The organism is Heliomarina sp. (assembly GCF_052826185.1).
The window spans coordinates 1-24,753 of record NZ_JBRBUI010000007.1 but is presented as its reverse complement, the minus strand read 5'-3'; the positions used below and the strand labels follow the sequence as shown (position 1 = coordinate 24,753).

General features: G+C 59.6%; 29 protein-coding genes and 3 pseudogenes. 18 read left to right on the top strand and 14 right to left on the bottom strand.

Features of this window, described 5'->3' with window-relative positions; genetic code table 11:
- From ACU0FH_RS00700 to ACU0FH_RS00680, 5 genes and pseudogenes are all read right to left on the bottom strand, one after another.
- Positions 1–355: pseudogene (locus ACU0FH_RS00700) on the bottom strand (hypothetical protein); the annotation flags it as partial.
- Positions 345–620 carry a type IV secretion system protein VirB3 gene (locus tag ACU0FH_RS00695; protein WP_446192914.1) on the bottom strand — a complete coding sequence of 92 codons (276 nt, stop codon included), beginning with the start codon at positions 618–620 and terminating at the stop codon, positions 345–347. The pseudogene ACU0FH_RS00700 and the gene ACU0FH_RS00695, both read right to left, overlap by 11 nt.
- A gap of 23 nt (positions 621–643) precedes the next feature.
- On the bottom strand, positions 644–928 hold the full coding sequence (locus tag ACU0FH_RS00690) for a TrbC/VirB2 family protein (RefSeq protein WP_224557971.1): 285 nt from the start codon (positions 926–928) through the stop codon (positions 644–646).
- Positions 925–1,506 carry a lytic transglycosylase domain-containing protein gene (locus tag ACU0FH_RS00685; RefSeq protein WP_420485462.1) on the bottom strand — a complete coding sequence of 194 codons (582 nt, stop codon included), beginning with the start codon at positions 1,504–1,506 and terminating at the stop codon, positions 925–927. Before ACU0FH_RS00685 ends, ACU0FH_RS00690 begins: the two co-directional genes overlap by 4 nt.
- Before the next feature lie 49 nt (positions 1,507–1,555).
- Positions 1,556–1,897, bottom strand: coding sequence for a hypothetical protein (locus tag ACU0FH_RS00680; protein WP_446192913.1), 342 nt, complete (start codon positions 1,895–1,897; stop codon positions 1,556–1,558).
- 197 nt (positions 1,898–2,094) lie between these two features.
- Here ACU0FH_RS00680 and ACU0FH_RS00675 point away from each other — a divergent pair, with 197 nt between their 5' ends.
- From ACU0FH_RS00675 to ACU0FH_RS00660, 4 genes are all read left to right on the top strand, one after another.
- On the top strand, positions 2,095–2,364 hold the full coding sequence (locus tag ACU0FH_RS00675) for a hypothetical protein (protein ID WP_238372992.1): 270 nt from the start codon (positions 2,095–2,097) through the stop codon (positions 2,362–2,364).
- Positions 2,365–2,449: 85 nt separating this feature from the next.
- Entirely contained in the window at positions 2,450–3,103 is a 654-nt protein-coding gene (locus tag ACU0FH_RS00670) for a hypothetical protein (protein WP_067296150.1), read from the top strand.
- Positions 3,104–3,323: 220 nt separating this feature from the next.
- Positions 3,324–4,481 (top strand): replication initiation protein RepC, encoded by a 1,158-nt coding sequence (gene repC / locus ACU0FH_RS00665; RefSeq protein ID WP_067296140.1) that lies wholly within the window; start codon positions 3,324–3,326, stop codon positions 4,479–4,481.
- A 254-nt stretch (positions 4,482–4,735) separates the two neighbouring features.
- Entirely contained in the window at positions 4,736–5,401 is a 666-nt protein-coding gene (locus ACU0FH_RS00660) for a L,D-transpeptidase (protein ID WP_067293124.1), read from the top strand.
- Between the two features lie 370 nt (positions 5,402–5,771).
- On the opposite strand, the gene ACU0FH_RS00655 is transcribed toward ACU0FH_RS00660, so the two are convergent.
- The 7 genes and pseudogenes from ACU0FH_RS00655 to ACU0FH_RS00625 all read right to left on the bottom strand — a co-directional run bounded on the left by ACU0FH_RS00655 (position 5,772) and on the right by ACU0FH_RS00625 (position 10,258).
- The gene (locus ACU0FH_RS00655) at positions 5,772–6,362 is read right to left on the bottom strand and encodes a L,D-transpeptidase (protein ID WP_067293148.1); all 591 of its coding nucleotides are present in this window, start codon (positions 6,360–6,362) and stop codon (positions 5,772–5,774) included.
- 108 nt (positions 6,363–6,470) lie between these two features.
- Entirely contained in the window at positions 6,471–7,028 is a 558-nt protein-coding gene (locus ACU0FH_RS00650; RefSeq protein WP_040652314.1) for a methyltransferase family protein, read from the bottom strand.
- Positions 7,021–7,929: pseudogene (locus ACU0FH_RS00645) on the bottom strand (cation diffusion facilitator family transporter). Before ACU0FH_RS00645 ends, ACU0FH_RS00650 begins: the two are co-directional and overlap by 8 nt.
- Positions 7,919–8,689 (bottom strand): transglutaminase-like domain-containing protein, encoded by a 771-nt coding sequence (locus ACU0FH_RS00640; RefSeq protein ID WP_067293121.1) that lies wholly within the window; start codon positions 8,687–8,689, stop codon positions 7,919–7,921. The pseudogene ACU0FH_RS00645 and the gene ACU0FH_RS00640 overlap by 11 nt, the downstream one beginning before the upstream one ends.
- An 86-nt stretch (positions 8,690–8,775) precedes the next feature.
- A complete protein-coding gene (locus tag ACU0FH_RS00635; protein WP_238372959.1) occupies positions 8,776–9,393 on the bottom strand; it encodes a cation transporter in 618 nt (205 codons plus the stop codon).
- 113 nt (positions 9,394–9,506) lie between these two features.
- Entirely contained in the window at positions 9,507–9,863 is a 357-nt protein-coding gene (locus tag ACU0FH_RS00630) for a YnfA family protein (RefSeq protein ID WP_201120810.1), read from the bottom strand.
- Positions 9,830–10,258, bottom strand: coding sequence for a MerR family transcriptional regulator (locus tag ACU0FH_RS00625; RefSeq protein ID WP_024099356.1), 429 nt, complete (start codon positions 10,256–10,258; stop codon positions 9,830–9,832). Before ACU0FH_RS00625 ends, ACU0FH_RS00630 begins: the two co-directional genes overlap by 34 nt.
- A 178-nt stretch (positions 10,259–10,436) precedes the next feature.
- Here ACU0FH_RS00625 and ACU0FH_RS00620 point away from each other — a divergent pair, with 178 nt between their 5' ends.
- The 11 genes from ACU0FH_RS00620 (at position 10,437) to ACU0FH_RS00570 (ending at position 18,073) form a co-directional block, all read left to right on the top strand.
- Complete coding sequence (locus ACU0FH_RS00620; protein ID WP_067293115.1) at positions 10,437–11,045, top strand: SCO family protein; 609 nt, start codon at positions 10,437–10,439, stop codon at positions 11,043–11,045.
- Positions 11,042–11,485: a disulfide bond formation protein B gene (locus tag ACU0FH_RS00615; protein WP_007120864.1), complete on the top strand. Its 444-nt coding sequence runs from the start codon at positions 11,042–11,044 to the stop codon at positions 11,483–11,485. Before ACU0FH_RS00620 ends, ACU0FH_RS00615 begins: the two co-directional genes overlap by 4 nt.
- Entirely contained in the window at positions 11,482–12,144 is a 663-nt protein-coding gene (locus tag ACU0FH_RS00610) for a DsbA family protein (RefSeq protein ID WP_067293112.1), read from the top strand. The genes ACU0FH_RS00615 and ACU0FH_RS00610 overlap by 4 nt, the downstream gene beginning before the upstream one ends.
- A gap of 70 nt (positions 12,145–12,214) precedes the next feature.
- On the top strand, positions 12,215–12,646 hold the full coding sequence (locus tag ACU0FH_RS00605; RefSeq protein WP_067293146.1) for a copper chaperone PCu(A)C: 432 nt from the start codon (positions 12,215–12,217) through the stop codon (positions 12,644–12,646).
- Positions 12,647–12,654: 8 nt separating this feature from the next.
- Positions 12,655–13,278 (top strand): SCO family protein, encoded by a 624-nt coding sequence (locus ACU0FH_RS00600; protein ID WP_111550079.1) that lies wholly within the window; start codon positions 12,655–12,657, stop codon positions 13,276–13,278.
- Positions 13,275–14,624, top strand: coding sequence for a M23 family metallopeptidase (locus tag ACU0FH_RS00595; protein ID WP_446192912.1), 1,350 nt, complete (start codon positions 13,275–13,277; stop codon positions 14,622–14,624). Before ACU0FH_RS00600 ends, ACU0FH_RS00595 begins: the two co-directional genes overlap by 4 nt.
- Positions 14,625–14,644: 20 nt before the next feature.
- Positions 14,645–15,097, top strand: coding sequence for a DUF411 domain-containing protein (locus tag ACU0FH_RS00590; protein ID WP_067293107.1), 453 nt, complete (start codon positions 14,645–14,647; stop codon positions 15,095–15,097).
- A gap of 10 nt (positions 15,098–15,107) precedes the next feature.
- Entirely contained in the window at positions 15,108–15,890 is a 783-nt protein-coding gene (locus ACU0FH_RS00585) for a ZIP family metal transporter (RefSeq protein ID WP_090270173.1), read from the top strand.
- A 3-nt stretch (positions 15,891–15,893) separates the two neighbouring features.
- Complete coding sequence (lspA, locus tag ACU0FH_RS00580) at positions 15,894–16,370, top strand: signal peptidase II (RefSeq protein WP_067293102.1); 477 nt, start codon at positions 15,894–15,896, stop codon at positions 16,368–16,370.
- Positions 16,371–16,415: 45 nt separating this feature from the next.
- A complete protein-coding gene (gene lnt / locus ACU0FH_RS00575; RefSeq protein WP_238372961.1) occupies positions 16,416–17,912 on the top strand; it encodes an apolipoprotein N-acyltransferase in 1,497 nt (498 codons plus the stop codon).
- The gene (locus tag ACU0FH_RS00570; protein ID WP_170134538.1) at positions 17,909–18,073 is read left to right on the top strand and encodes a hypothetical protein; all 165 of its coding nucleotides are present in this window, start codon (positions 17,909–17,911) and stop codon (positions 18,071–18,073) included. Before lnt ends, ACU0FH_RS00570 begins: the two co-directional genes overlap by 4 nt.
- Positions 18,074–18,098: 25 nt before the next feature.
- Here ACU0FH_RS00570 and ACU0FH_RS00565 read toward each other — a convergent pair whose 3' ends face one another.
- Together ACU0FH_RS00565 and ACU0FH_RS00560 are read right to left on the bottom strand one after the other, a co-directional pair.
- Entirely contained in the window at positions 18,099–18,599 is a 501-nt protein-coding gene (locus ACU0FH_RS00565; protein ID WP_067293139.1) for a L,D-transpeptidase family protein, read from the bottom strand.
- Between the two features lie 61 nt (positions 18,600–18,660).
- Entirely contained in the window at positions 18,661–21,012 is a 2,352-nt protein-coding gene (locus ACU0FH_RS00560; protein WP_190325599.1) for a heavy metal translocating P-type ATPase, read from the bottom strand.
- A gap of 216 nt (positions 21,013–21,228) precedes the next feature.
- Here ACU0FH_RS00560 and ACU0FH_RS00555 point away from each other — a divergent pair, with 216 nt between their 5' ends.
- The 3 genes and pseudogenes from ACU0FH_RS00555 to ACU0FH_RS00545 all read left to right on the top strand — a co-directional run.
- Positions 21,229–23,556, top strand: coding sequence for a heavy metal translocating P-type ATPase (locus ACU0FH_RS00555; RefSeq protein ID WP_238372962.1), 2,328 nt, complete (start codon positions 21,229–21,231; stop codon positions 23,554–23,556).
- Between the two features lie 526 nt (positions 23,557–24,082).
- Positions 24,083–24,481 carry a FixH family protein gene (locus tag ACU0FH_RS00550; protein WP_067293094.1) on the top strand — a complete coding sequence of 133 codons (399 nt, stop codon included), beginning with the start codon at positions 24,083–24,085 and terminating at the stop codon, positions 24,479–24,481.
- Positions 24,478–24,753, top strand: a pseudogene (locus tag ACU0FH_RS00545) (efflux RND transporter periplasmic adaptor subunit); the annotation flags it as partial. The gene ACU0FH_RS00550 and the pseudogene ACU0FH_RS00545, both read left to right, overlap by 4 nt.

The following is a 24,753-nucleotide window of genomic DNA, read 5'->3' as shown; positions in this document are numbered from 1 at the left end:
GCCACGCCGCGTCTACCGCATTTGCAAAAGGCATACCGTCAGGCGCAGCAAGGTCCGCGACATCCGGGCGTGATACCTTGTTGATGTGGAAACCGAAACGCTCGCCCAACTGACTGACGATCCGGGCAAAGCCTTCACTGATCTCATCGATCCGGGTGTCATCGCTGGTGAAGCTGTCGATCCCGCCGAGCGTGACCGACGCCATCAGATCACCTTGGCGCGTCAGGATGACATTGTCTCGCACCGCAGCGATGTAGGGTAGGTGCCGCCCAAGACGCTCGGCTTTCAAGACCTTGTCCCCAAGTGCATCCCGAACAGCGTTGCTTGCAATCAACCCCCGAAACTCACGCGACATAGAGATCGCCCCCATCGCGGGATCGCACACTCGTTCGCGGTGTGCGCGACATCACCACGTTCAAAATCTGGAACAGATGTGGATTGCGGTCTGCGACCACCCAAAGCGGTGGGTAGCCCGCGAGGAACACCAGCAGGAACCGCATGTCGTCAACCAGAATGAAAGGGATCACGGATGCGAAGACCAGCGCCACAAAATATCCGATCGGGAGACCGAATATCCGTGGCGGCTTGGTCAGCCCCAGAAAGAGTGGTGTGTCGCGCATGGAGGTCTCTGCGGTCGGTCAGATCAAGGAGCCGCAAAGCCGTCGATGATGGTCTCGGCCGAAAAGATCAGCACCACGCCGACAAACACGGCGACGAAGATCGGCCAGTTGAGGCGCCCGAAAAACATCATGACACCGGATCCCACGAGAGCGAGCACACCGAGGCCACGACCGATCGGACCCGTCACCGCGTCGATGATGTTGTCGATCATGTCAGAGACCGGGCTAAGGTCCTGTGCGAGCGCCGGGGCTGCGGCCAACATCAGCAACGCGGCCAATGCCGCCGGGGTATAGTCAATGCGTTTCATGTCTGGTCTCCGATGGATTTGGCATAGACGGTCATGACCTTGCGGACATGGCCTTGGGTTTCGCGGTAGGGGGGAATGCCGCCATGGCGCGCCACGGCTTCGGGGCCGGCATTATAGGCCGCGAGCGCAAGCTGCGGCGTGCCGAAACGATCAAGTTGTGTCAGCAAGTAGCGGGCGGATCCATGCAGGTTTTGCTCAGGATCATGCGGATCGACGCCAAGCACGCGTGCAGTGTCCGGCATCAACTGCCCAAGCCCGATTGCGCCGACATGCGACTGCGCGCTTGGATCAAATGCGCTTTCAATAGCGATGTTGGCGCGAAAAAATGCGAGCCAGTCGCGAGAGGACATCCCGGCCCTCCGCAGGGCCGGGTGGTCCGCGTAGACCGACCCTACATCAAGGATCATAGTCTCGATCGCAGGGCGGCCCGATGGGATCCGAGGCGGAGAAAGGCGTGGTGAATCAAGAGGGACGACCTCAGAGCGTGCGACAACGTCGTTTTGCTCGGGTTGGGGTCTTGCAAAGTCGAGAACGCTACTGGTTAGTCGACCAACACGGTCTGGAGCATCGAGATCGATAACGGATTGTGCATAAGTGGAAGGGCTTGAAAGCCCCCAGAGAACGAGGCTAGCCGTTGGTAGGATGCCTTGTCGTCTCAAACTCCCACGTGCCTCTCTCACCTTCTCGGAGGGGGCAGCTGAATACCTTTGCGTCGAGCTCCAGGCAGAAGCTCATGAGCCCTGCTGCGGTCTTGAAGACGCGTGGTTTCAGATCCCGGTTGGTCACATAGACCGACCGGTGCACGCCGCCTTGACCGTCATTGGAGCAGACGAAAACCGTCCAGCCACCCCTATGCGTATTGCCGCCCTTTTCCGGGGCCTCAACGCATTCCACCTCGATCCATGCCCCACCTTGAATCGCCTCTTGCATGTGCGATGTTAGGATCACGGGGTATTTTGTTCCTGCCATTTTGCCTCCGAAGGAAAGAAGTTCCTCCGGAAGTAACCTGCTTTTGCACCGCTTCAAACAGTGCATGTCACAAGATATGCGGCGACGTAGCGGAAAACACTTTAAGTAGTCAATAGATATCTTTTGATTGATTGCGATATTTTTTCAGTGATAGGTCCAACACACGATTCGCCCCCAGATTGTCGGGAGACCACCAGATGTCGCGGTTGCTGGCATGTAGCACATTCATCGCCCTAGCGATCCCAGCAACCGCCGAGACGCTGGCGATGCACTGCGTGTTGCCGTTGCGGCCGGAGTTGGCGGCCTCGCCTGCGCTCCTGAACGAGTATGGCGACGACATCAGAGCCGAGTTCAACACCTACTTCAATGAGGCACAAACCTATCTGAATTGCCTCGCCGCAGCATCAGCGTCTGCGCAGGCCGAAGTCCGTCTTGTGCTTGACGCTTACCAGGAGATGTTCCAATGAAACGACGCGCAAAATATGTCAGTAATTATGACACAATTAACATAAGTCTTATTATACGCCAACGGGTTAGCGGTGGCGCTCTGTCATGAGGCGGCTTGTGTCAACTGCCGTGATCATCGCGATCGGGCTTACACCGCTTGCTGCCAAACCTGCCGCCGCACAGGGCTACCAGATCGATTGTGCGATCCTCCTGTGCCTCGCAGGCGGTTGGCCTCCTTCGGTCCCATGTGCCCGCGCGCGCGCGGAGTTTATCCGCCGGATCACGCCCTGGCCGGTCGAACCACCGCTGCAGATTTGGCGTTGTCCAATGCGTGCTGAGTTCGAAGCGCCGAACCCGGTTGAGCGCCTCTACAGGTTGGCGGGGTTCAATCCGGGTCCAGCAGTCTCCCTGCCCCGAGAGCGAGAAACGCTCCGGCTCGCCCAAGCTGTCGGGCGTGCCGCCGATATCGATGTGACGAACCCCGCTTTTGATTTCATCCGCTCCATAGATGTCTTCCAGGTTACGGCACGTCAGGACGAGGGCCGTGAGAATTGCAACAGACATGCTTCTGTGCGGCGTGGCACGTACGATCAAGGCGGCCAATTTCGGTGGCAAAACAGCTCGGTAAGCGCGCTTCCTCCGGCATTCCGAGGAGCCGAGCGATACGGTCAGAACTGCCCCGATATCTGGGTCCGTGCTGTGTTCGTCGATTGGGAGGATTTCGAGGGCACCTATGGCTTCGAACAGGTCAACTACTGATCTCAAACAATCACAGGGTAACGATAGAAAAGAAGAAACCCCCGCAAGGCGGCAACCAAGCGAGGGGCTCAAAGAACATCGGAATTGGCGTTCCGACAGGTCAAATCAAACTGTGATCTCGTTCTAGCAGTCCCGACAGTCAAGGCAACGAAAAAACGTGTCTCTCGCTGGGACACGGATGCCCTGTTGCAGCCTTGTCCCAATTCACAAGGACAAGACAATGAACGTGATCCAAACCCATCCCACCCTGCCGGAAGGCTGGACCAAAGGGGCTGTCATGGCGCTAATCTCAGAGGTTGCCCCGCATATAGGCCTGCGCCCGGCGCGCCTCGCAGTTCTGAACTACATCATCGGGCGCACCCGCGCATCCGACTGGACCTCTCCCCATCGTGAACCGGTGTTTTTTGGCGCGCAGGATCTCGCAGCGGTCGAACTTGGCAAGACGTCGCGCCAGTTGCGAACGGATGAGGCCGCGCTGTGCAAGCTTGGGCTGATCGTGAAACGTGTCGCGGCGAATGGTGCCCGCTATGGGCGTGCTGGCTTAGGCTTGATACTGACTCCGCTGATCGCGCGACTGGAAGAATTCATAGCCCTTCGCGATCGGCTCCGTGCGGAACGGAGGCATTTGCGCGCTTTGAAGGATCTTCGGTCCCTTCGTTTGCGTCACATGAGGCGGTGCATCGCCGCCCTGCCCTCCTTGGCTATCAAAGATCCTGAGATCGCCAGGATTCTGGCCAGTTTTGCGGAATGGCCACGCAGCGATGCGTTAGGCCGTCTTGGTCTGGAGCGGCTTACCGCCCATTTGAAGGCCAGTTCCGATCTGTGCAACAGCCTTGAAGATTGGCTTGAAAACCATGGGCTTTCTTCCGACCAGCCAGTGGAAAACTTCCGGCCCTTTACACAAAACACCAGAGAAGAAACTCAAACTGTAGAGACGCCGCCCGCTGTGGATAACTCTGAAAGACACGCGGAAATCGCACAGAGTGAACCGCCATCATCAATTCCCTGCCCCGCGCCACCCGCTCTGACGCCAGAGAATCTATATCGCATTGCCGGCGATGGCTTACGCATGATGCTTGACGCGAGCCGAGATCAGAACCGACCTCTCAAAGAGCGCGACATCATCGAGGCTGCCTGGGCGTTGCTGCCGATGCTCGATATCCATGCTTCAGTTTGGCACGAGGGCCAGAGCACCTTGGGCGACCACGGGTTGGCTTTCTGCCTACTATTGGTTGATGCGCAGCGAGATCACCCGAGCTACCCTGTTCGCAATCCTGGCGGTTTGATGCGCGAACTGATCCGTCGAGCCAAGGCAGGAAGGCTGGACTTCGATGCAAGCGTTGCGGCTCTGCAAAAACGGCGCAATGGGGTGAGGTAGAGTTTCCAACCCGCAACTGAACTTGCCCAAAAACGCGCTGAAAATCTCGTAATGAAGTTTATGTAAAATACGACTGTAATTTATATTAAGTGCTCGAATAATCGCCATCGACCACGCGACAAGATGTAGAAGCCGAGCAATCAATCTGTGTCAGAAGAAACTCCTTGAAGCTCTAGTTGGTAGAGGTTCTATGGTACATCAAACGCCGTTTCTCGTGTCACGGCATTCGCCAGACAAAGCTGGAAGAGTATAGTATGCTGACTAGACGACATTTCGTGATGACCACCGCCGCCCTCTTTTCTGCTCCGGTTGCCAGCCCGGTGCTGGCAAATACCTGGCCGACCGAATCGCAGAAGGTTGCCTGGGACGCACAGGTGACGCCGCCCGGCTTTGACCCGGCAACCTCGAACCCCTGGGGCTTACATCCGCGGTTTCTCCCGACCCGGGTGGCCGCGAAAGACCGGCTGACACCGGGCGACATTCATGTCGATGCGGTTGCGCGCTACCTTTATCAGATCGAGGAGGGCGGGACTGCCATGCGCTATGGCGTCGCCATTGCTCGTGGTGATCTGTACGAACCAGGTACATACACGATCAAGCGTAAAGTCAGATGGCCGCATTGGCAGCCGACGCAGAACATGATCGACCGCGACCCAGAACTCTACGCTGATATCGCCGACGGTATGGAGCCCGGACCTAAGAATGCGCTTGGGTCGCGAGCTCTCTATCTCTTTCTCGGCGACCGGGACACTTATCTCCGCATTCACGGTACGCCACAGCCGAGAAGCATTGGCGGTCGTGCAAGTTCCGGCTGCGTCAGAATGGTCATGGCGCACATAAACGAGCTTTATCCCAACGTCGATATTGGTTCGACGGCTTTCCTCTACTCGGCCGAGGACAGTGTCACTGCGGGAAGCTGAGGCCGTGTACCAAAGCACCATCGGTCAGGGAAAGTGACGGGAGTTTATCCTAGCCGGGGAGCACTTCGGATTACTGAACCCCGCTAGGCCGCCGGCGCGGTACAAATCGGATTTCCGCGAGGGGTTCGGAGCGGCACCAGGGTAACTTCCACGGGACCGTTGTGCAGATACCAGTAGCAGCCGTCTTCCGGCAAAAGGCGCGCGGACTGAAGATCCTGACCCGTTGCGGCCATAGCGACGACTGCATCCGGCAGTGGTCTGTTTTGTGCAGTGTCGGGCCCGCCAGGAATAGAAGCGGAACACGCTCCCAACAAAAACGCTGCTGGGAGAAGTAAGCCAAGATGAATTCGCATATTTAAAATTTCCGCCCTTAGAACAACTTAACCTGAGTACCAACCTCGGCTAATCCAAACAACTCTTCGATATGTTCGTTGTAGAGGCCGATGCAGCCGTTCGACGATTGTCGACCGATCTTGCGCGTGTCACCTGTGCCGTGAACGCGGTAGTACTGCCATGACAGATAAAGGGCGTGTGTTCCAAGGGGATTGTCGGGGCCAGGGCCAACGAAATCCGGCCATTCGGGATTGCGCTCCTTCATCGACGGCGTAGGTCGCCAGCTCGGGCCATCCACCTTGCGAACGATTTCGGTGTAACCGCGCCGCGTCAACTCCTCCGTAAGAGGGACGCTGGAGGGGTAAAGCTTGTAGACGTTTTCGTCTTCCGACCAGAACTGCACCGCGCGGGAGTCAATGTCGCAGAGAATCGCGCCATTCCGCAGGTTGTCAAAATGATCTTGCCAGGACGCAACCCTAAACCCGGAAATATTGCTTCGCACCGCCGGTGTCGCCAGACCCTCGTTTGTCTGTGCCACTCCCCTGCCGGTTCCGAGAACCAAGCCGCTTGCGGCGGCCCCCAGGAGCGCAGCCCTGCGCGTGACTGACATGTCGTTCGCTCGTTTCATCATGAAAACCTCAAATTTTATCTGTTTGGACTATTCTCGGACCTCCACCCACTAGAGCTTCAACAGGCTGCCACTCACAAAGCCGTGAGATCAGCTGTCCTTATGCTGTCAGAGAAACCTGCGGGTTGTGCGGAGGTAGCCTCGGTAAGCTTCCCCGTAGCGATCAATCAACCAGCGCTCTTCAGCGAAGGGCGCGAGTGCCAATGCAGTAACGCCGGTGATAATCACTGGCCACGCGAGGATCGAGGCGGAGAGCAGTCCGATCCCGATGAGGATCGCCATGTCAGCCACATACTGAGGATTGCGGGAGAACCGGTAAAGGCCACGGGTCCGCAGAACGCCTTCATCACCACTCGTCGCCGCCATCCCAAGTTGCATCACACCGGACCAGACAACGGCATTGCCCAGAACGATCAGACAAAGCCCTAGACCCCAACGTATGATCCATGGGAAGTCGAGCTCACCCCATTCTAGCAGGGCCAAAACGATGGCAGATCCGAAGCCGACGCACGTAAGTCCCCAGACGACAATCTTGTGGGCTCCTGTAGAGTGAATCGGCGGCCAGACTCGTCGCTCCGGTTGGAACATGGACCAGAGTATACCCGCGACCAGCAACAGATTGGCCGCACAACCCAGCACGAGAACCACGGTTTTGAGGTCACCCATGACCATACCTGTGTGCGTCCCGATGTTTGGTCGCTGAGCGTTCAAACTCCAGCGTTGAGTGGTCGATCCCGAATTCCTCGTCGAGGCGGGTCTTGATTGCCGTCTTGATGTTTTCGAGGTCATCCCAGCGGTCCTCGGCGATTACGACGTGGGTATCGAGCGCCGCACGATGCTCCTGCATCTGCCAGAAATGTGCGTGATGAACTTCCTCGACTCCGTCCACGTCCTCCACGGCCGCGATAACCTTGTCCGTGTCGATATCGGGCGGGCTTCCCAACATCAGGGTGCGGATCGGGCCACCGATCTCGCTGAAGGCGAGCCAGAGGATATAGGCGGCAATCCCGATGGTGATCGCCGGATCAACTCAGCGGACATCGTAGAGAAGGATGAGAACGCCACCGACGATCACGGCCACAGACGCCAGCGCATCGCTGAGGTTGTGGAGGAACAGCGCCCGGATGTTCACGCTGCCTTTCTGCATCGAATAGGTCAGCCACGCGGTGAGGGTATCGATGAACAGCGCCACACTGCCCAGGATGACCACGGTCCAACCCGCGACTTCGGGCGGATCAACAAACCGCATCGCGCCCTCATAGACCAGATAAAGGCCGATGATGATCAGCGAGGTATAATTGATAAGCGCGGCGACGATCTCGACCCTGCCATATCCGAAGGTCATTTTCGCATCGGCCGGGCGGCGCGCGATCTTGCGCGCGCCGAATGCGATGACGAGCGACGCCATGTCGGAGAAGTTGTGGATGGCATCCGCGATCAGCGCGAGGCTGCCGGATAGTATCCCGCCGACAATCTGAGCGACCGTCAGGAGGCCGTTTGCCCAGATGGCAATGGCAACCCGCCGGTCGCCTTCTTTAGGCTCCATATGGGCATGATCATGCGGCACGAGAAGCCTCCTCATGGCCGTGGTTTGGCCGGCTGAGCCCTGGAACGCTTGGCAAACGACCAGCGCGGATCGCCCTGACGCGGGCATTCATCCAATGGCGAATGAGGTGCCGATAGATCCAGTCGCGCAGGGGGCCAAACGCCTGACGATGGTGCTCATAAAACATGTCAGGATTATCGAATGTTCCAAAATCGCGGGCGATGCCGGTCTTCTGGATATATGTACTCTCCCCCGTCCATCCGACTGGCGGTGCGCTCAAGCAGTCGGTCCCGGCACCGTAGCCGCATAGGGACCGTGTCTCGGGAAACGACCGCTGCAGGGCCAACAGGAAGGGTGTGTCGAGGATGAAGCCCTCAAGATCGACCCATCCTGCCTCGGTCTCGACCTCGATCCATGAGTGGAGGATTTCTGCGGGTGCGATCGGATAGATCAGTTCAGGCACGACGCCCCGTTGCAACGCTTTGTGGATTGTGAAGCCGTGCAAGCGGCATCTTACGCCGACAGCGCGTAGAAGCGCCATCAGCAGCGTTCCCTTCGTGTTGCATTGTCCATACCTGTCGTCGAGTACTTCAGAGGCAGGAATGTCGTCGGCGCGGTTATAGCCAAAGTCGATCTCGTTTCGCACGAAGTCGTAGATTGCACCAATTCGATCATGCAACGGCAAGGTTCCCCACCCCCGGTCGGCGATCAGAGCGGCAAGTGAAGGATGCCTGAAATCCAAGAGTGGCGTCGACGAAAGCAGCGGGTCAACAGGGGTCATGAGCGTTTCCTAGAATCAACTATACAGAGATGATAGTTTCTACAGTCACTGTAGCTTCAACCTTTATCTTGTCGCGACGCGAGAGACTATTCTGGTTGGTGATTGTGAACTGCCTTGTGATGCTCGTCATGCGCGTCCCGCAGGATGCCTATGCCGCCCCACGCCGCGATGCCAGCCACCGCGACCCCGACAACGAGGTCGGGCCAGTTGCTGCCCAACCACCAAACGAGACCGCCCGCGATCAGGATGCCGCCGTTCGATGCGAAATCGTTGAGGCTGAAGGTGTTGGCGGCCCGGATGTTCACGTCCGGTTCCTTCAGTCGCCCGAGCAGCCAGATGCAGGCGAGGTTGACGACCGCAGCGATCAGCGACATTGCGATCATCAGAGTTCCGAGCGGTTCGGAACCGCCGACATAGCGCCGCCAAGCGTCAATCAGAATGCCAACCGCAAAGATCAGAAGCAATCCGCCGGATACGTTCGCGGCACCCCGCTTCCACTTCGACGACCGGGACAAGGCCAGTAGGCTGATGCCATAGACGAGGCTGTCGGATGTGTTGTCGAGACCATTGGCGATCAGGGCGCTGGAATCGCCGATAGCTCCCGTGGCGAAGAACCCCGCAACGATTGCGAGATTGAGACCGAGAACAATCCAGAGCGTCTGGCGCTCTTTTTCATTCTTCCCGCTGAATTCGCTTTCGACCATCGAACTGGCAAACCTTCCGATTTCTAAGAAAGGGGGCAGAAACGCCCTCTTCGGATGCCGCTATCAAAAAGATATATAGAACCTCTAGCGACTGTAGATCCAAGAGAATTTATCTACGTCTCTCTCGGCACCGAAAGAATAATCGCGGCACCGATCAAACAGATAGACGTCCCTATGAAGTCCCATCTGTCAGGTCGCTGGCCCTCGACGAACCACATCCAGAGCATGGAGGCCCCGATGTAGATGCCGCCGTAGGCTGCGAAAGCGCAGCCCGCTGCGCTGGTTTCGACCTGCGCCAGCAACCAGCCGAAAAGCGCGAGCGCGAATATGCCGGGTGCGAGCCAGAGCGGTGATGCCCCAAGACGCCACCACGCCCAGATAGCGAAACACCCGCTGATCTCTGCGACAGCAGCTAGCGGATAGGCAATTGCGACGTTCAAGCCCCAATCTCGTCGTGCTCGGTCAGACATTCCGCATGGTCTCGAAGGACCTCCAGAACCTTGCACTCCGCAACGCTGTCACCGTCGCATTCGGCGACCATGCGTTTCAATTCCTTCTTAAGCGCTTGCAGACGCTTGATCCGCTGTTCGACTTGGTGGAGTTGCCGACGCGCGATCGAATCCGCCTCCGCGCAGGATTGGGACGGGTTGTCCGAGAGGTCCAGCAGCTCCCGGATGGAGTCGAGCGAAAATCCGAGCTGGCGTGAGTGCCGGATGAAAGCCAGCCGGTCGAGGTCCTTTTCAAAGTAACGGCGCTGGCCGCCTGCGGTCCTTCCGGCCTCGTTCATCAAACCGATTTCTTCGTAGTAGCGGATCGTCTGAACCTTGGTTCCGGTTCTCCGCGAGAGTGTTCCAATTGCCAGCATGTGCGATCCTTCAATCTACAAAGACTGTAGCTTACTGAAGAGACAACTCCATTGAAAAGACAAAGGTTTCACTTTGGCGTGACTTCGGACAACAAAAAGTAACTTTTCGCTTGAACCTCTATCTGCTGTAGCTTGTATCCCGCGCACAGACAAACTGAACAGGTGGGTAGCGCAAGCAATGAAGAAGGTCCGGATAGTTCTCTGGTCGGCAGTGGTTGTCGCTGCGGCGGTGTCAGCCACGCTTTGGATGACTGAACGCAATCAGGGACCGGTCGCCGCGCGTGTTGATCCTGAGGCCGAGAGTTTCACTGCGGATTTTGAGCTGACGGACCATACCGGTATGGTGCAGACCGACGAGGATTTCCGAGGGCGCTGGATGCTCGTCTTTTTCGGATTTGCGAACTGCCCCGACGTGTGTCCCATGGGGCTCGCAACCATCGCGCAGGTCATGGACGAGCTCGGCACCCAAAATTCCGCCGTCCAGCCCCTGTTCATCACGGTTGACCCGGAAAGGGATACGCCAAGTGCTCTGGCCAACTACGTTCCCCAGTTTGGTCAGGGGATCCTTGGGTTGAGCGGACCGCCGGACCAAATCGAACGCACTGCCGAGACCTTCAAGATCTACTACCAGAAGATCGAGGAAGCCTCGGCGCCCGACGGCTATACGATGGGGCATACGTCGTCCTTCCTTCTCTTCGATCCGGAAAGCGAATTTGTCCGCATCTACGAATACGACGAGGAACCCGGACTGATCGTTACTGATCTTCGCGAAAGGATCGGCGCGTGACAGCTAGCCCAGACGCAACGCCAAGCGCCGCGAGCCCGGTGGCTTTCCTCTTCGCGGCATGGTTCGTCGCCTTGTCCGCGTCGCTTGCCGTGCTCTTCATCGGAGAGGTTCTGGGGCAGACCCCCTGCAATCTGTGCTGGTTCCAGCGTGCCTTCATGTTTCCGCTCGCGATCATCCTCGGGGTGGCGGCGTGGCGCGCCGACCTCTCGATCTGGCGCTATGCCGCGCCGCTCGCGGTTCTGGGTGGTGCCGTCGCCCTTTACCATTCCCTGCTTTACGCAGGGATCGTGCCGGCGCCGATCGTCCCCTGCACGGCGTCCGGGCCATCCTGCACCGATGACGCGATGCTGATCCTTGGCCTGCCAATCCCTCTGCTCTCCCTGCTGACGTTCGGGGCAATCCTTGTCCTTCTCATTCAACTTCGACGGATATCAATATGAACCGAAAGACACTTCTGCTCGCGACACTCACTCTGGTACTGGCCGTTTTCGTGGCTGGTGTCTGGTTCGTATCGCGCCCCGATCCGACCCCGGTGGCGACAGCCGCTCCGCTGGAACAACAGGATCGTCTTGTTCGGTCCTATTCTCCCATACTCGGGCGTGAGGATGCGCCAGTGACCATCGTGGAGTTCTTCGACCCGGCCTGCGAGGCCTGCCGCGCCTTCCATCCCATCGTGAAGCAGATACTGACGCAATACCCCGACGATGTGCGCGTCGTCATGCGCTACACTCCGTTCCACGGCGAGGGGTCCGAGCTGGCAATCAAGGTGCTGGAAGCGGCCCGGTTGCAGGACGTTTTTGTTCCCGTGCTGGAAGCGCTGCTTGAAAATCAGCCCGCCTGGGCCTCTCACGGCGCTCCGGCAGCGGAGCGCATCATGGAGATCGCCGGAGCGGCGGGCTTGGACACAGAAGCCGCCGCAAATCAGATCATGTCACCCAGCATCGTCGGCGTCCTCAATCAGGACCGGGCCGACGTCGAAGCTGTCGGAATTCAGGGCACACCGACGTTCTTCGTCAACGGTAAGCCTTTGCCAGAGTTCAGTGCGGAGCAGCTCTTGTCGCTCGTCCAAGCCGAAGTCGAGGCTGCGGCAACAAACTAGAACGAACAGGAGACCCAACGTGTTCAAAACCTTCGCAAAGGCAATCCAGAGCCTGTCTGTCGCCCTTCTGATGGGCTTGCCAATGGCATCCTCAGCGCAGCAGTTGTCAGAGAACGCATCGATTGTGGTCGAGAGCCCCTGGGCGCGCGCGAGCCTTGGAATGTCGCGGCCCGGCGGGGCCTATCTGACCGTTCGGAACGAGGGCAGCGATCCGATCTCCCTTATCGGTCTTCGCGCGGAGATCTCCGGCATGGCTTCGATCCACGAAACCAGAACCAATTCTGACGGCGTCAGCAGCATGGCTCCGGCGGACGATATCGTGATCCCGCCCGGGGGTATGTTCGCCCTTGAACCCGGCGGATATCACGCCATGCTCATGCAACTGCAATCTCCGCTCGTCGAGGGGGAGACCTTTCCGCTGACCCTGCTCTTTTCCGATGGAACAGAGCTTGAAATCACCGTCCCGGTCCTTGGCATCGGCGCACGCGGCCCCGAAGGCTGATCCGGCTGATGATGAGGGTGGCCAAAATCGCAGCGATCGGGGCGGCGGCGGTCTTTGCCGCCCTGTTTGTCGGCTGGTGGCAGGTGGATGGGCCTGGCGCTGACGCCGCGCCGGGCAAGCGGTCTCTACCGCTGACTGCTATGGAATTCAGCCTGACGGATCAGGATGGTCGGGATGTCGGCCCGGAAACCCTCATCGGCGAGCCGAGTCTGGTCTTCTTCGGATTCACCTATTGCCCCGACGTTTGCCCGACGACCCTCTCGGACATTTCCGGATGGCTCGACGAGATTGGGCCGGACGCCGAAGACCTGAATACCGTTTTCATCACCGTAGATCCGGACCGCGACACGGTCGAGACCATGGCCGAGTATGTCTCGTATTTCCATCCGCAGATTCAGGGATGGACGGGCCCGCCCAACCAGATCGCCGCCATCGCCGACTGTTTCCGTGTCACCTATGAGAAGGTTGAGGGGGAAAACGGCGAATATACGATGAACCACACGGCGGGTGTTTTCTTGTTCGATGCAACAGGTCGCTTCGTCACCACCATCGACTATCACGAACCACGCGAATTCGCCGTGCCGAAGATAAGGCGCGCGATGCAGAACAGAACCGAGAGGGCAGAATCTTGAAACTGAGACATATCGTTCTGGGAACGACAATGGCCGCGGCAGCGGTCAGCACGATAGCGAGCCGGGCTTTGATCCTGGAGGCGCCGCCCGAGTACATCTTTTCCGAGGCTCCGGAAGCCTTGGACAGTCCACCCGAACCTCTCGATGGACCAGGCGTCAACGCATCTGGCGAGACGATGCCGAATATGCTTCCGGCCGCTTTTCAGCCGCCTGAGTTTCCCGCACTGGAACGGGCCGAGCCAGATAATCTGATGGCGCTTGTTCAGGCCCTCGCCACGCCGCCTTGGGAGGCGACGGTCGAGGCGGGTGACACATTGGACGTGCTTCTCTCTCTCGCGGACATGGATGCGCAAACACGGACCGAAGTCGCACTGGCACTGACGGTTGAATACGACCTGCGCCGCCTTCGACCGGGCCATCGTCCGAGCGTCGACTTTCGCCCGGACGGCACGCCATCCGTTGTGACGTTGGCTGTCGTTGACGGTGTGCGGATCGAAGTCACCCTGGACGACACCATTGCGAGTCGGACGGTAACGCCGAGCGCGTTGACAGTCGAGCGTGCGAGCCGGCTGCTGGTAAACGGGTCGATCTACGCTTCGCTGGATCGAGCAGGCGTCCCGGCCCGTTTTGCCGTCGATCTCGCACAAATCCTCGGGGAAACGGTCGACTTTCGCAGGGATCTTCAAGGCGGAGAGACCCTGAATATTCTTTGGGGTCAGACCGTCCTTCGCGATGGTTCAGAGGTCGGTCAACCGTCAATCTCCTATGCGGCCCTCGATCTGGCCGACGACCGCTTCGAAATCCTCTGGTCAGCCGAAGACAGCGGGCGGGCAACGGTCTATTTGAATGATGAAATCCTGCGGACGGTCGCGCCGCCGGTGGAAGGCGCACGACTGTCGTCGGTCTTCGGGCAGCGCAAGCATCCGATCTACGGCAATCTGCGGATGCACACAGGTGTCGATTATGCCGCCGCTGCGGGGACACCGATTGCAGCGACCGCACCCGGACGGGTCTCCTTCATCGGATGGCGGAGCGGGTATGGCCGGGTGGTCGAGATCGCGCACGGGTCAGACACAATGACCCGCTATGCGCACCTCAGCGCTGTGCCGGAGGGTCTGGCCGTCGGAAACCGCGTGGTCGCGGGCGAAACGATTGGCCAGGTCGGTGAGACAGGCACGGCGACAGCTCCGAACCTTCACTACGAAGTGCGCGTGGACGGCCGACCTATCGATCCGCTCGGGGAGGAATTGCTCGCCTCTGTGGAAAATTTCGACACTGCGGACGCCACTGAAATCCTTGAAGCGACGCGCACACGGTTCGTGACCGTTCTTCGCGAAGACACATGACTAATTTGACAGGAATTACGATGAAAAACAGGTTTCAAACCTTGGCGGCTGCGACCCTCATGATTGTTGCCGCGACGGCCGTGACCGCCCAGACCGCTATCCACGTCGGAAAGACGCGCGGCTGCGGTTGTTGCCTTGCCTGGATGGAAAAGCTGTCCGAGGCCGATTTTGCCCCTGAAGGTGAGAATATGGGCGGGGCGTTGATCCGTCTGAAGATGGATCGCGGTATTCCCGTCGATATGTTCTCCTGTCACACGGCGACCGTCGAAGGCTACACCATCGAGGGTCACGTTCCGCCAGCCGATATTACTCGACTGCTTGAAGAACGTCCCGATGCCATAGGCCTGGCCGTGCCCGGCATGCCCATCGGCTCGCCCGGCATGGATTTCGGCGACGCTGCCGAAGCCTACGATGTCTTTCTGGTGAAATCCGACGGCTCCACTGAGATCTTTTCGTCCTATCCGGCGAGTTAAAGTGGAGCAAATCACAACACTCTCACCAGTCGCACTGGGCTTTCTAGGCAGCCTGGCCGCCGGTCTCATGACCGCCGTCGGGGCGACGCCCGTGCTTCTCGGCAAGACCCCTTCACGCAAATGGCGCGATATTTCGCTCGGCTTTGCCGCCGGGGTCATGCTTGCCGCGTCTTTCTTTTCTCTCATTATACCGGCACTCGACGCAGCGGAGGGCCGATACGGGGATGGCGCGATACCGGCGCTGATCGTCTGTGCTGCGATCCTGATGGGCATGGGCGCGGTCGCCATGATGAACGAAATGATCCCGCATGAGCATTTCAGCAGCGGGCGCGAAGGCCCGGAGGCGGTCTCGCTGCGCCGTGTCTGGCTCTTCATCATCGCCATCACGATCCACAATGCGCCGGAGGGTTTGGCCGTCGGCGTTGCGTTCGGAGCTGATGGTTTTACAGGCGGATTTCCCGTCGCTCTCGGGATCGGATTGCAGAATGCGCCTGAAGGGCTGGCTGTTGCAGTCGCCCTACTGGGCGAGCGATACTCGGCGGGCCGCGCCTTTGGCATTGCGGCACTGACCGGTCTGGTCGAACCCGTCACAGGTTTTCTCGGTGCCGCGGTGATCGTCGTGGCGCAGCCTCTCCTGCCCTGGGGTCTGGCTTTTGCGGCGGGTGCGATGCTTTACGTCATCAGTCACGAGATCATCCCGGAAACCCATCGCAGCGGCCACCAGAAGCAGGCGACGACCGGGCTCGCGATCGGGCTCGTCGTCATGCTGTTCCTCGATGTCTGGTTGGGGTGATCCATGGCAACTCGTTCCATCGGCATTTGTACAGCTGTCGCGGCGCTCGCCGCCGATCAGGCATCGAAGGCGTTCGTGCTTGCGAACGCAGAAGCGCTCGCCACCGGCGTCGCTGTATTCCCCGGCTTTAACCTGATCTTCCACCGCAACTACGGCGTGACCTTTGGGTTCTTTCAAAATGTGCCGTGGTGGGTCCTTGCATTGGTCGCCACCGCCGTCGTTCTGTTCCTCGTCGTTTCACTGATCCGGGCAACGCAGGCAGCCGAGGCGGTTGCCTACGGCATGGTGATCGGCGGCGCTCTTGGGAATATCGTGGACCGTCTTCGCTTTGGAGGGGTGACCGATTTTCTGGATTTCTATCTCGGAACGGCGCATTGGCCAGCGTTCAACCTTGCGGATGTCTTCGTGGTCTGCGGCGTCGGGATTTTGCTGATCTTCTCGGGGCGCGAAAAGGTCGCTGCGTCCGAAACCTCAAGATAGATCTCGGTGATTTCAATCGGCATCACTGTTCTCCGCATTTCCGGAATGTCAGGTATCATCCTCACATTCTGTGCATTCGGCCTCGGCGCTTTGGCGGTTCTCGCTCTGCCACCATTCTCGATGCCGGTGCTTTTGCCCGTCGCGTTTGGCGCGCTGTATCTCCTCACGGTCGGAGAGAGCCGCATGCGGGCCGGACTTGCCGGATGGGCGTTCGGCGTTGGCTACTTCCTGTTCGGATTGTCCTGGATCGCGGAGAGCTTTTTCGTCGACCCGGAGCGGCTCGCCTGGATGGCCGTTCCTGCGGTGGCTGGACTGGCCGCCGGCCTTGCGCTGTTCCCAGCGGCGGCAATGGCAGCGTTCGCATGGAGCAGGACGAAAGGTGTCTCCGGCGCATTGATCTTCGCGGTCTGCTGGTCGGTTTCGGAATGGCTGCGCGGCACCATGCTGACAGGCTTCCCCTGGAACCTTATTGCCTACACGTGGGCCGACTACGATATTCCACGCCAAATGGCCGCATGGGTTGGCAGCTACGGACTTGGCCTCCTCACAGTTCTGCTGTCGGTCCTGCCCGTAACGCTCCTCATGCGGAATCGTCGGCAAAATGCGTTCGCCGCATTTGTTTTCATGTCGGTGGTGGGGGGTGCCGGAACCCTCGGTACGGTTCGCCTTATGGCCACCACACCGCCAACAGACACAACCGTCAGGACCGTTCAGGGAAACATTCTTCAGACGGAGAAATGGGACCCCGCGTTCCGCGACCGGAACATATCCCGCTATCTGGACCTGTCCGCGCAGTCTGGCAGCTTCGACGTCCTTCTCTGGCCTGAAAGTGCATTTCCCGGTTATCTTGATGAGAATCCTGAAATGTTGGATCAAATTGCCGAACGTCTGCCTGAGGGCCGTGTTCTTCTGACCGGTGCGCAGACGCGCGAGTCGGCCGGCACTGGCACACGCTATAGAAATTCGATCCTCGCGGTCGATCAGACCGGACGGATCGTCACGAGATACGCCAAGCATCATCTCGTGCCGTTCGGGGAATACGTTCCCCTGCGGGGTTTTCTTCCGCTCCAGCGACTGACAATTGGGCTTGGGGACTTCACTCCCGGTCCCGGCCCTCAGACCGTTGAGCTACCCGGTTTATCTCCGGTCGGCCTTTCGATCTGCTACGAGGCGATTTTTCCGGGACGTGTCGTAGACGCCGCTTCGCGTCCGGACTGGATATTCAACGCCACCAATGACGCTTGGTTCGGTGCGTCTCTCGGTCCCCGGCAACATCTGGCCTCTGCCAGGATGCGCGCGGTCGAAGAGGGGCTGCCGATGGTTCGCGCGGCCAACACGGGCATTTCAGCAGTTATCGATGGGTACGGCCGCATCGTCGCCCGCCTTGGGCTGGATGAGACCGGCTTCTTGGACGCCCGCTTGCCAGCTGCGCTCCCGGCCACGTCATTCGCGAAATACGGGCAGATGATGTTCCTGCTCGTTTTGGCAGCGTGCATCGCGGGTGCCATTGGGTTGACTATTGGAAAGGAAAAGGCACCGTGATCGTGATCTTCGGAGCATTGGCCGGCGCCGCATGGGGCGGATATCTCGCCAAGAAGCGTGGCGGCAACAGGCTGGACATCGCCCAGTACGCGGCAAGTTCCGCGATCGCATTCGGACTCCTGGCGTTGTTCGCCTCGATCGTTCTTGCACGGGTTCTATGAACCGCCGTCCAAGGCCGGATAGGCGCTAGGCGAATATGTCGATTGGCGTCCCGTCCCGCACCATCGCGTAGATATCCTCAATTTCGCGGTCCGACACCGCGATGCAACCCGCCGTCCAGTCTGGCTTGATCGCGTCGATCCCGGGTCGTGGCCCGCCATGGATGAAAATGTCGCCGCCTGGCTCACGTCCCTGTGCAGCGGCGAAGGCGATATCGGCCTCGTTCGGATAAGAGATTCCGATGGAGAGATGGAACAGACTGTCGGGATTGCGTCGGTCGACGGTATAAGCCCCTTCGGGCGTTTTCCCGTCACCCTCGAACCGCTTGGGCCCCTCGGGCGCGAAACCGAGGTCTATCCTGTAGGCTTTCAGGACCGAGGTATTGTCGAACAGGAACAGGTTCCGGTCACCTTTGAACATCTGCAACCGGGTGACCTCGGGCCCCTCGTAGGTTCGGAATTTGCTGGCGCACCCTGCAAGGCCAAGTGCAAGTCCGCCCAAGAGTGCCGTTCGTCGTGTCGTTTTCATCATGTCGTCCGCTCGATCTTTTTACCTGTCCACTCATATCGGTATCGGTATGCCTGATCAATCAATGGCCGTGGGCTAGGGCTCCCTGCGCCATCTTCTCTCCCACTTGCTCTCCCCCGGACCCGTCCGGCCGGTCCTTCTTGGCCCGGAGCAGCCTGAGCGCGTTGGCGACTACCAGTAGCGAAACGCCGACATCCGCAGCGATGGCACCCCACATTGTTGCCATGCCGAACGCTGTCAGCCCGACGAACAGCGCCTTCGTCGCAAGCGCAATTGCGATGTTCTGATGGATGACGTTCATGGTGCGGCGCGAATGCCCGATCAGCCATGGCACCTTGGCGATGTCGTCCGTCATCAGCGCGATATCGGCGGTCTCAATGGCGGCATCCGATCCGACCGCACCCATGGCGATGGCGAAATGCGCCCGCGCCATGGCAGGTGCATCGTTCACACCGTCGCCAATCATTGCCACGACATCATAGTTGGCAACGAGTTCCTCGATTGCCGTCACTTTGTCTTCGGGCAGCAGTTCCGCGCGCACCTCGTCAATGCCGACTTCCGCCGCCACGGCGCGCGCCGTGCGTTCATTGTCGCCGGTCAGCATGATGATCTTTTTTACGCCCTGGGCATGCAGGCGTGCCACGACCACCTTCGCATCCGGGCGGATGCGGTCGCGCAGTTCGATCAGGCCCAGCAGGCGGTCCGCGGAGCCTACGGCAACGAGTGTGCTGCCAGCCCCTTCGATCCGTTCCAGCAGGTCGCGGGGGATCGCTTCGCCAAGCCCCTTCTCGGTCGCAAATCGATCCGAGCCGAGCCAGACGGGCTGACCCTCCCAGGTTCCCTCGACACCGCGGCCCGGCACCGTTTTGGTGTCGGTAGCCGCCGACTGCTTCAACCCGTCGCGTTCGCCGCGCGCCAGGATGGCCCGCGCCAGAGGATGCGAAGAGCGGGCTTCCAACGCGACAGCGGCGCTCAGAAGGTCGCGTTCGACCGTGCCGCCTAAAGGATGCAGGCCCGCGACCTCCGGTTCTCCCATGGTGATCGTCCCGGTCTTGTCCATTGCCAGAGCTGTCAGGCGTGACGGAGCCTCCACATAGGCACCGCCCTTGATCAGCACGCCATTGCGTGCCGAGGCCGCGAGCGAAGCGACGATGGAGACCGGCGTAGAAATCACGAGCGCACAGGGGCAAGCGATTACCAGAAGAACCAGCGCATTGTAGAACCAGTAATTCCATGCCCCCGCGAACAGCAGCGGCGGAACGACGGCGATTAGAATCGCCAGCGCCATCACGATGGGCGTGTAGATGCGGGCGAATTTCGTGACCCATTGCTCCACCTCGGCCCGGCGCGAATGCGCATCGCCTACCATGCGGATGATTTTCGATAGCACGGTATCGCCTGCGGCCTTGGTGGCCCTGACCGTCAGCGTGCCATCACCGTTGATCGTCCCTGCATAGACTTCGTCGCCAGTTTCCTTGGCGACCAGTGCGCTTTCCCCTGTAATCGGAGCCTGATCGACATCGCCGCGACCCTCGGTCACCTCTCCGTCGAGCGGGATGCGGTCTCCGCCGCGCACTACGAAGCGGTCACCGATCGCAACCTGAGCCGCAGGAACATCGGTCTCCGATCCGTCGGCGCGAATGACGCGCGCCGTGGGTGGTGCCAGGTCCAACAGGGCCGAGACCGCGTTGCGCGCACGCCCCACGCTCCAGGATTCGAGAGCGAGGGACAGAGCAAAGAAGAATGCGACCGTCGCCGCCTCGAAAAACTCGCCCAGCCCGATCGCACCGGCTACGGCAACGATCATCAGGAGGTTCATGTCAGGCGACAATCTACGCGCGGCGGACCATGCTTTGGGGGCGACCAGCCAGGCTCCGAACACCACCGCCAGCATGAACAGCCCCATCTCGACCAGAGGCATAGACGTCTCGCCATGACCGGAGAAGAGCCGCAGCGCGCCGCCCGCCCCCGTCTCGACGATGTGGTAAAGGAACCCCGCGGCCCAGAAGCCGCCGCTGAGTCCGGTGAAGAGGCGTTGACGTGCGAAATGCGCCGCCTGATCCGCTTCGGCGCTTTCGGCATCCCACATCTTCGCGCTCATACCGGTCGAGCCGACGATCTTGATGATCTTATCGTCGCTGAGCGGTTTGGCGCTTTTGAGGATGGTCATGCGCCCGTTGATCACATCGAAGGCCAGATGCTCGCTGCCGCCGACTTCCGGCCCGACGACCTTGTTCAGGATCGCGACCTCTTCCGCACAATCCAGCCCGTTAACGCGAAAACTGCGTCCGGAGGATGGTGGAGGTGCTGCCACCTGCGCGGTGTCTTCGGCCGTCTGGCCACAGCAAGCCTTTGTGTCTTTGCGATCATCCTGATGACCGTGCGGATGCGTGTCTGGACCGTCGTGGGACATGGGAAACCTCTGAGAATAAGCGTTGAGCCAAAGATAGGAGCTTCAGTTGCTAGAGGTTCAAGAAGTTTCTTGGGATGTTCTGTGATTAAGGCCATCACAATCAGCACTGTACCTCCTCTGAACTGTTCGGGCGCGACAGCGAGGCGATTGGACTTGACCTTCCATCTACGGGAAGCACTATTTGCGGTCCCAGTGTAGTTTTTGAAAGGCTGGGAAATGGATCAGATAGTAGGCAAGGATGCGTCAGAGCGGTCGTCGGATCATGCCGTGGATCCGGTGTGCGGCATGTCCGTCACAATTTCTCCGGACGCACGCCGTGCAGATTATGACGGTGAAATTTTCTATTTCTGCTCCGACAAGTGCCATACCAAGTTCAAGGCTGATCCAGTTTACTACGCCCCTGGCAAGGCATCGGATCGTCGCATGACGTCACAAGCAGGCGCGCAGTATACATGCCCGATGCACCCTGATATCGTACGTGATGAACCCGGATCTTGCCCGATCTGTGGCATGGCGCTGGAACCGATGTTACCGTCGGATGAACCCAGTCAGGAACTGACCGACTTCACCCGCCGCATGTGGATCAGTGCCGCCGCGGCCGTTCCCCTGGTCATCCTAACCATGGGGGAGTTGGTCGGTCTGCCCGTCCGAGACTGGATCGGGCATCAACTGGCGACCTATGTCGAGTTCGCGTTGGCGACACCAATCGTCCTATGGGCGGCGAAACCCTTCTTCGAGCGGGGATGGGCGTCGATCATGAACCGCTCGCCCAACATGTGGACACTGATCGCCATCGGTGTCGGTGCGGCCTACATCTATTCGCTGGTGGCTACGTTCCTTCCGGGCGTGTTTCCGGAGGTCTACCGGATGGGCGCGGGCGTCGGCACCTACTTTGAGGCCGCCGTTGTCATCATCACCCTGATTTTTGTCGGGCAGGTTCTGGAGCTGAGGGCGCGGGAACGGACCGGCGATGCCATTCGGGCACTACTCGACCTGGCCCCGAAAACCGCGCGACGTATCCTGCCCGACGGCACAGAGTATGACGCGCCGCTGGAAAACATCGTTGAGGGGGATCGTCTGCGGGTCCGCCCAGGCGACGCGATCCCCGTCGACGCCACGGTCATGGACGGTACGTCGTCCATCGACGAGAGCATGATCACCGGCGAACCCCTGCCGGTCGAAAAAGGTCCCGGCGATACCGTCACCGGCGGCACGATCAACAAGAACGGATCCCTTGTCATCGAGGCCGCGCGCGTGGGTGCCGACACGATGCTGAGCCAGATCGTCGAGATGGTTTCGAACGCGCGTAGGTCCCGCGCGCCGATTCAGGGTCTTGCCGACAAGGTCTCATCCTACTTCGTGCCGACCGTTGTCCTGATCGCGCTGCTCGCATTCGTCGCGTGGCTGAGCTTCGGACCCGAACCTGCTCTGGTCTTTGCCATTGCCTCGGCGGTGTCGGTGCTGATCATCGCCTGCCCCTGTGCTCTGGGTCTGGCGACCCCGATTTCGATCACGACGGCCGCGGGGCGCGGTGCACAGGCGGGTGTGCTGATCAAGGACGCCGAAGCTCTGGAACGCATGGCCAAGGTCGATACGCTGATCGTGGACAAGACGGGTACCCTGACCGAGGGGAAGCCGAAGCTGACCGATGTGGCCGCTCTGGGCGACGAAAGCGAGGAAACCATTCTAACCCTAGCTGCCGCCCTGGAAAAAGGCTCGGAGCACCCGTTGGCGGAGGCCATCGTGGAGGGTGCGAAGGAGAAGGGTATTAAGGTCGGCAATGCCGAAAACTTCGAGGCGGTGACCGGAAAAGGCGTGCGCGGAACTGTCTTGGGGCGGGCTGTCGCACTTGGAAATACCGCAATGATGCGCGACATGTCTCTCGACACATCTGCGGCGGAGGAAGCGGCAGATGTTCTACGGGCCGAGGGTAAGACTGCCATGTTCGTAGCCATTGAAGGTAAGCTGTCCGGCATCGTCGCAGTGGCCGACCCGATCAAGGAGTCGACTGCCGAAGCCATCAAGGTGCTGCACGAGGCAGGTCTGCGGATCATCATGGCGACAGGTGACAACGAACGCACCGCCAGGGCCGTGGCGCAGCGGCTTGGAATCGACGAGGTTCGGGCCGGCGTTCTGCCGGAAGATAAGAAGGCGCTGGTGGACGAGCTGCACGCCGAAGGCAGAAAGGTCGCGATGGCGGGTGATGGTGTCAACGACGCGCCAGCCCTGGCCGCAGCGGACGTCGGCCTTGCCATGGGTACGGGCGCGGACGTGGCGGTTGAAAGTGCGGGCATCACGCTGTTGCGCGGGGATCTGAACGGCATCGTCAAGGCGCGGACACTGGCGGTGGCGACGATCCGCAACATTCGCCAGAACCTGTTCTGGGCGTTTGCCTATAACACGCTCGGTGTTCCAATCGCGGCAGGGGTCCTCTACCCGGTCTTCGGCCTATTAATGTCACCAATGATCGCCGCAGCCGCGATGAGCCTTTCTTCAGTCTCGGTCATCGCAAACGCTCTCAGGCTGAGGCGATTGAAGCTTTAGCGGGTCCGCGATTTGAACGTGAAGTCGGTCAATTATCCATTTCAGCAAAACGTGTATTGCTGGTCTGTCAGAAATCCAACATAGCTGACCGATGATACTCAAAACGCGCCTTTTTCTGCTTACTCTTTTGATTGGCGTTGTTCTGGCGCAAATCGGCCATGCGTCCATTTCAAGCGTGGATTCAGGGTCTTCGATGGTCATGCAAAGCGATTGCTGTCCAGATGACTGCCCGGACATGCCGGAATGCGATGCTGCTTGCATTTCGACGATGCAATGTCGGGTAGCCCCGATTGTGCTGGGGCTGGAACGAGCAACTCTAGCGAGCTTGCGGGGCCCCGGAAGCGCAGAGTTCTCACGGGCCGAGGCGGCAGCCCACCGACAACATGCGGACATTGGGCTTCAAAGACCGCCCAAGGCATGACGGGTCAGGTGCCTTTCGCACCAAAATCCACGCGCCGATGTAACGTATAGACTCAGGGTCGATACGATGGCTGGCGTTCCTGTTGCCCGTCAAAATAGGCGTATCATGCTCCGCTATATCCCCACCTTTCTTGCGACCCTCGTGGTCGCGACCCAGCTCTCCGTGCCGATGGCACAGGCGGCTGCATCTGATTACAACCTCGTTCTCATCGAAACGACCTATCCCTTCGGAGACGGCGCGGTTCTGGAGCTTCGTCTGATTGATACCCGGACCAATGCGCCCGTCGAAGGCGCCGTCATCTTTGCTACAAGGCTGGATATGGAGCCGGACGGCATGGAGACGATGACTTCGACAGTCGTGGCGCTGCCTGGCAAAGAGCCGGGTCTATATCGTTTTTCCGCCGATCTGACGATGGACGGAAACTGGCGGTTTTCCGTTGCGGCCAAGGTGCAGGGTGAACCTGAAACTGTTCAGGCGCAAATCGTGCTCGAGGTGCTGCCATGAGCGTCTTTGGCAAATTAGTGCTTATCGGCGTGGTTGGCGGCGCGGCTGGATGGGCGGGCCTCGCGGCAGGCGTCAAGGGTTGGACGCCTGCTATGCTGGCAAATGTGGCGCAGACGAAATTCACCGCGCTGATGGGACGGCAAGCTGAAGCAATGCCAGCCGCAACCCGAACGCCGACAGGCCCGGTCATCTACTACCGACACCCTGACGGTCTCGCCGAATGGTCCGCTACGCCGACCGAGACTGCCGATGGAAAGTCCTTTTTACCGGTC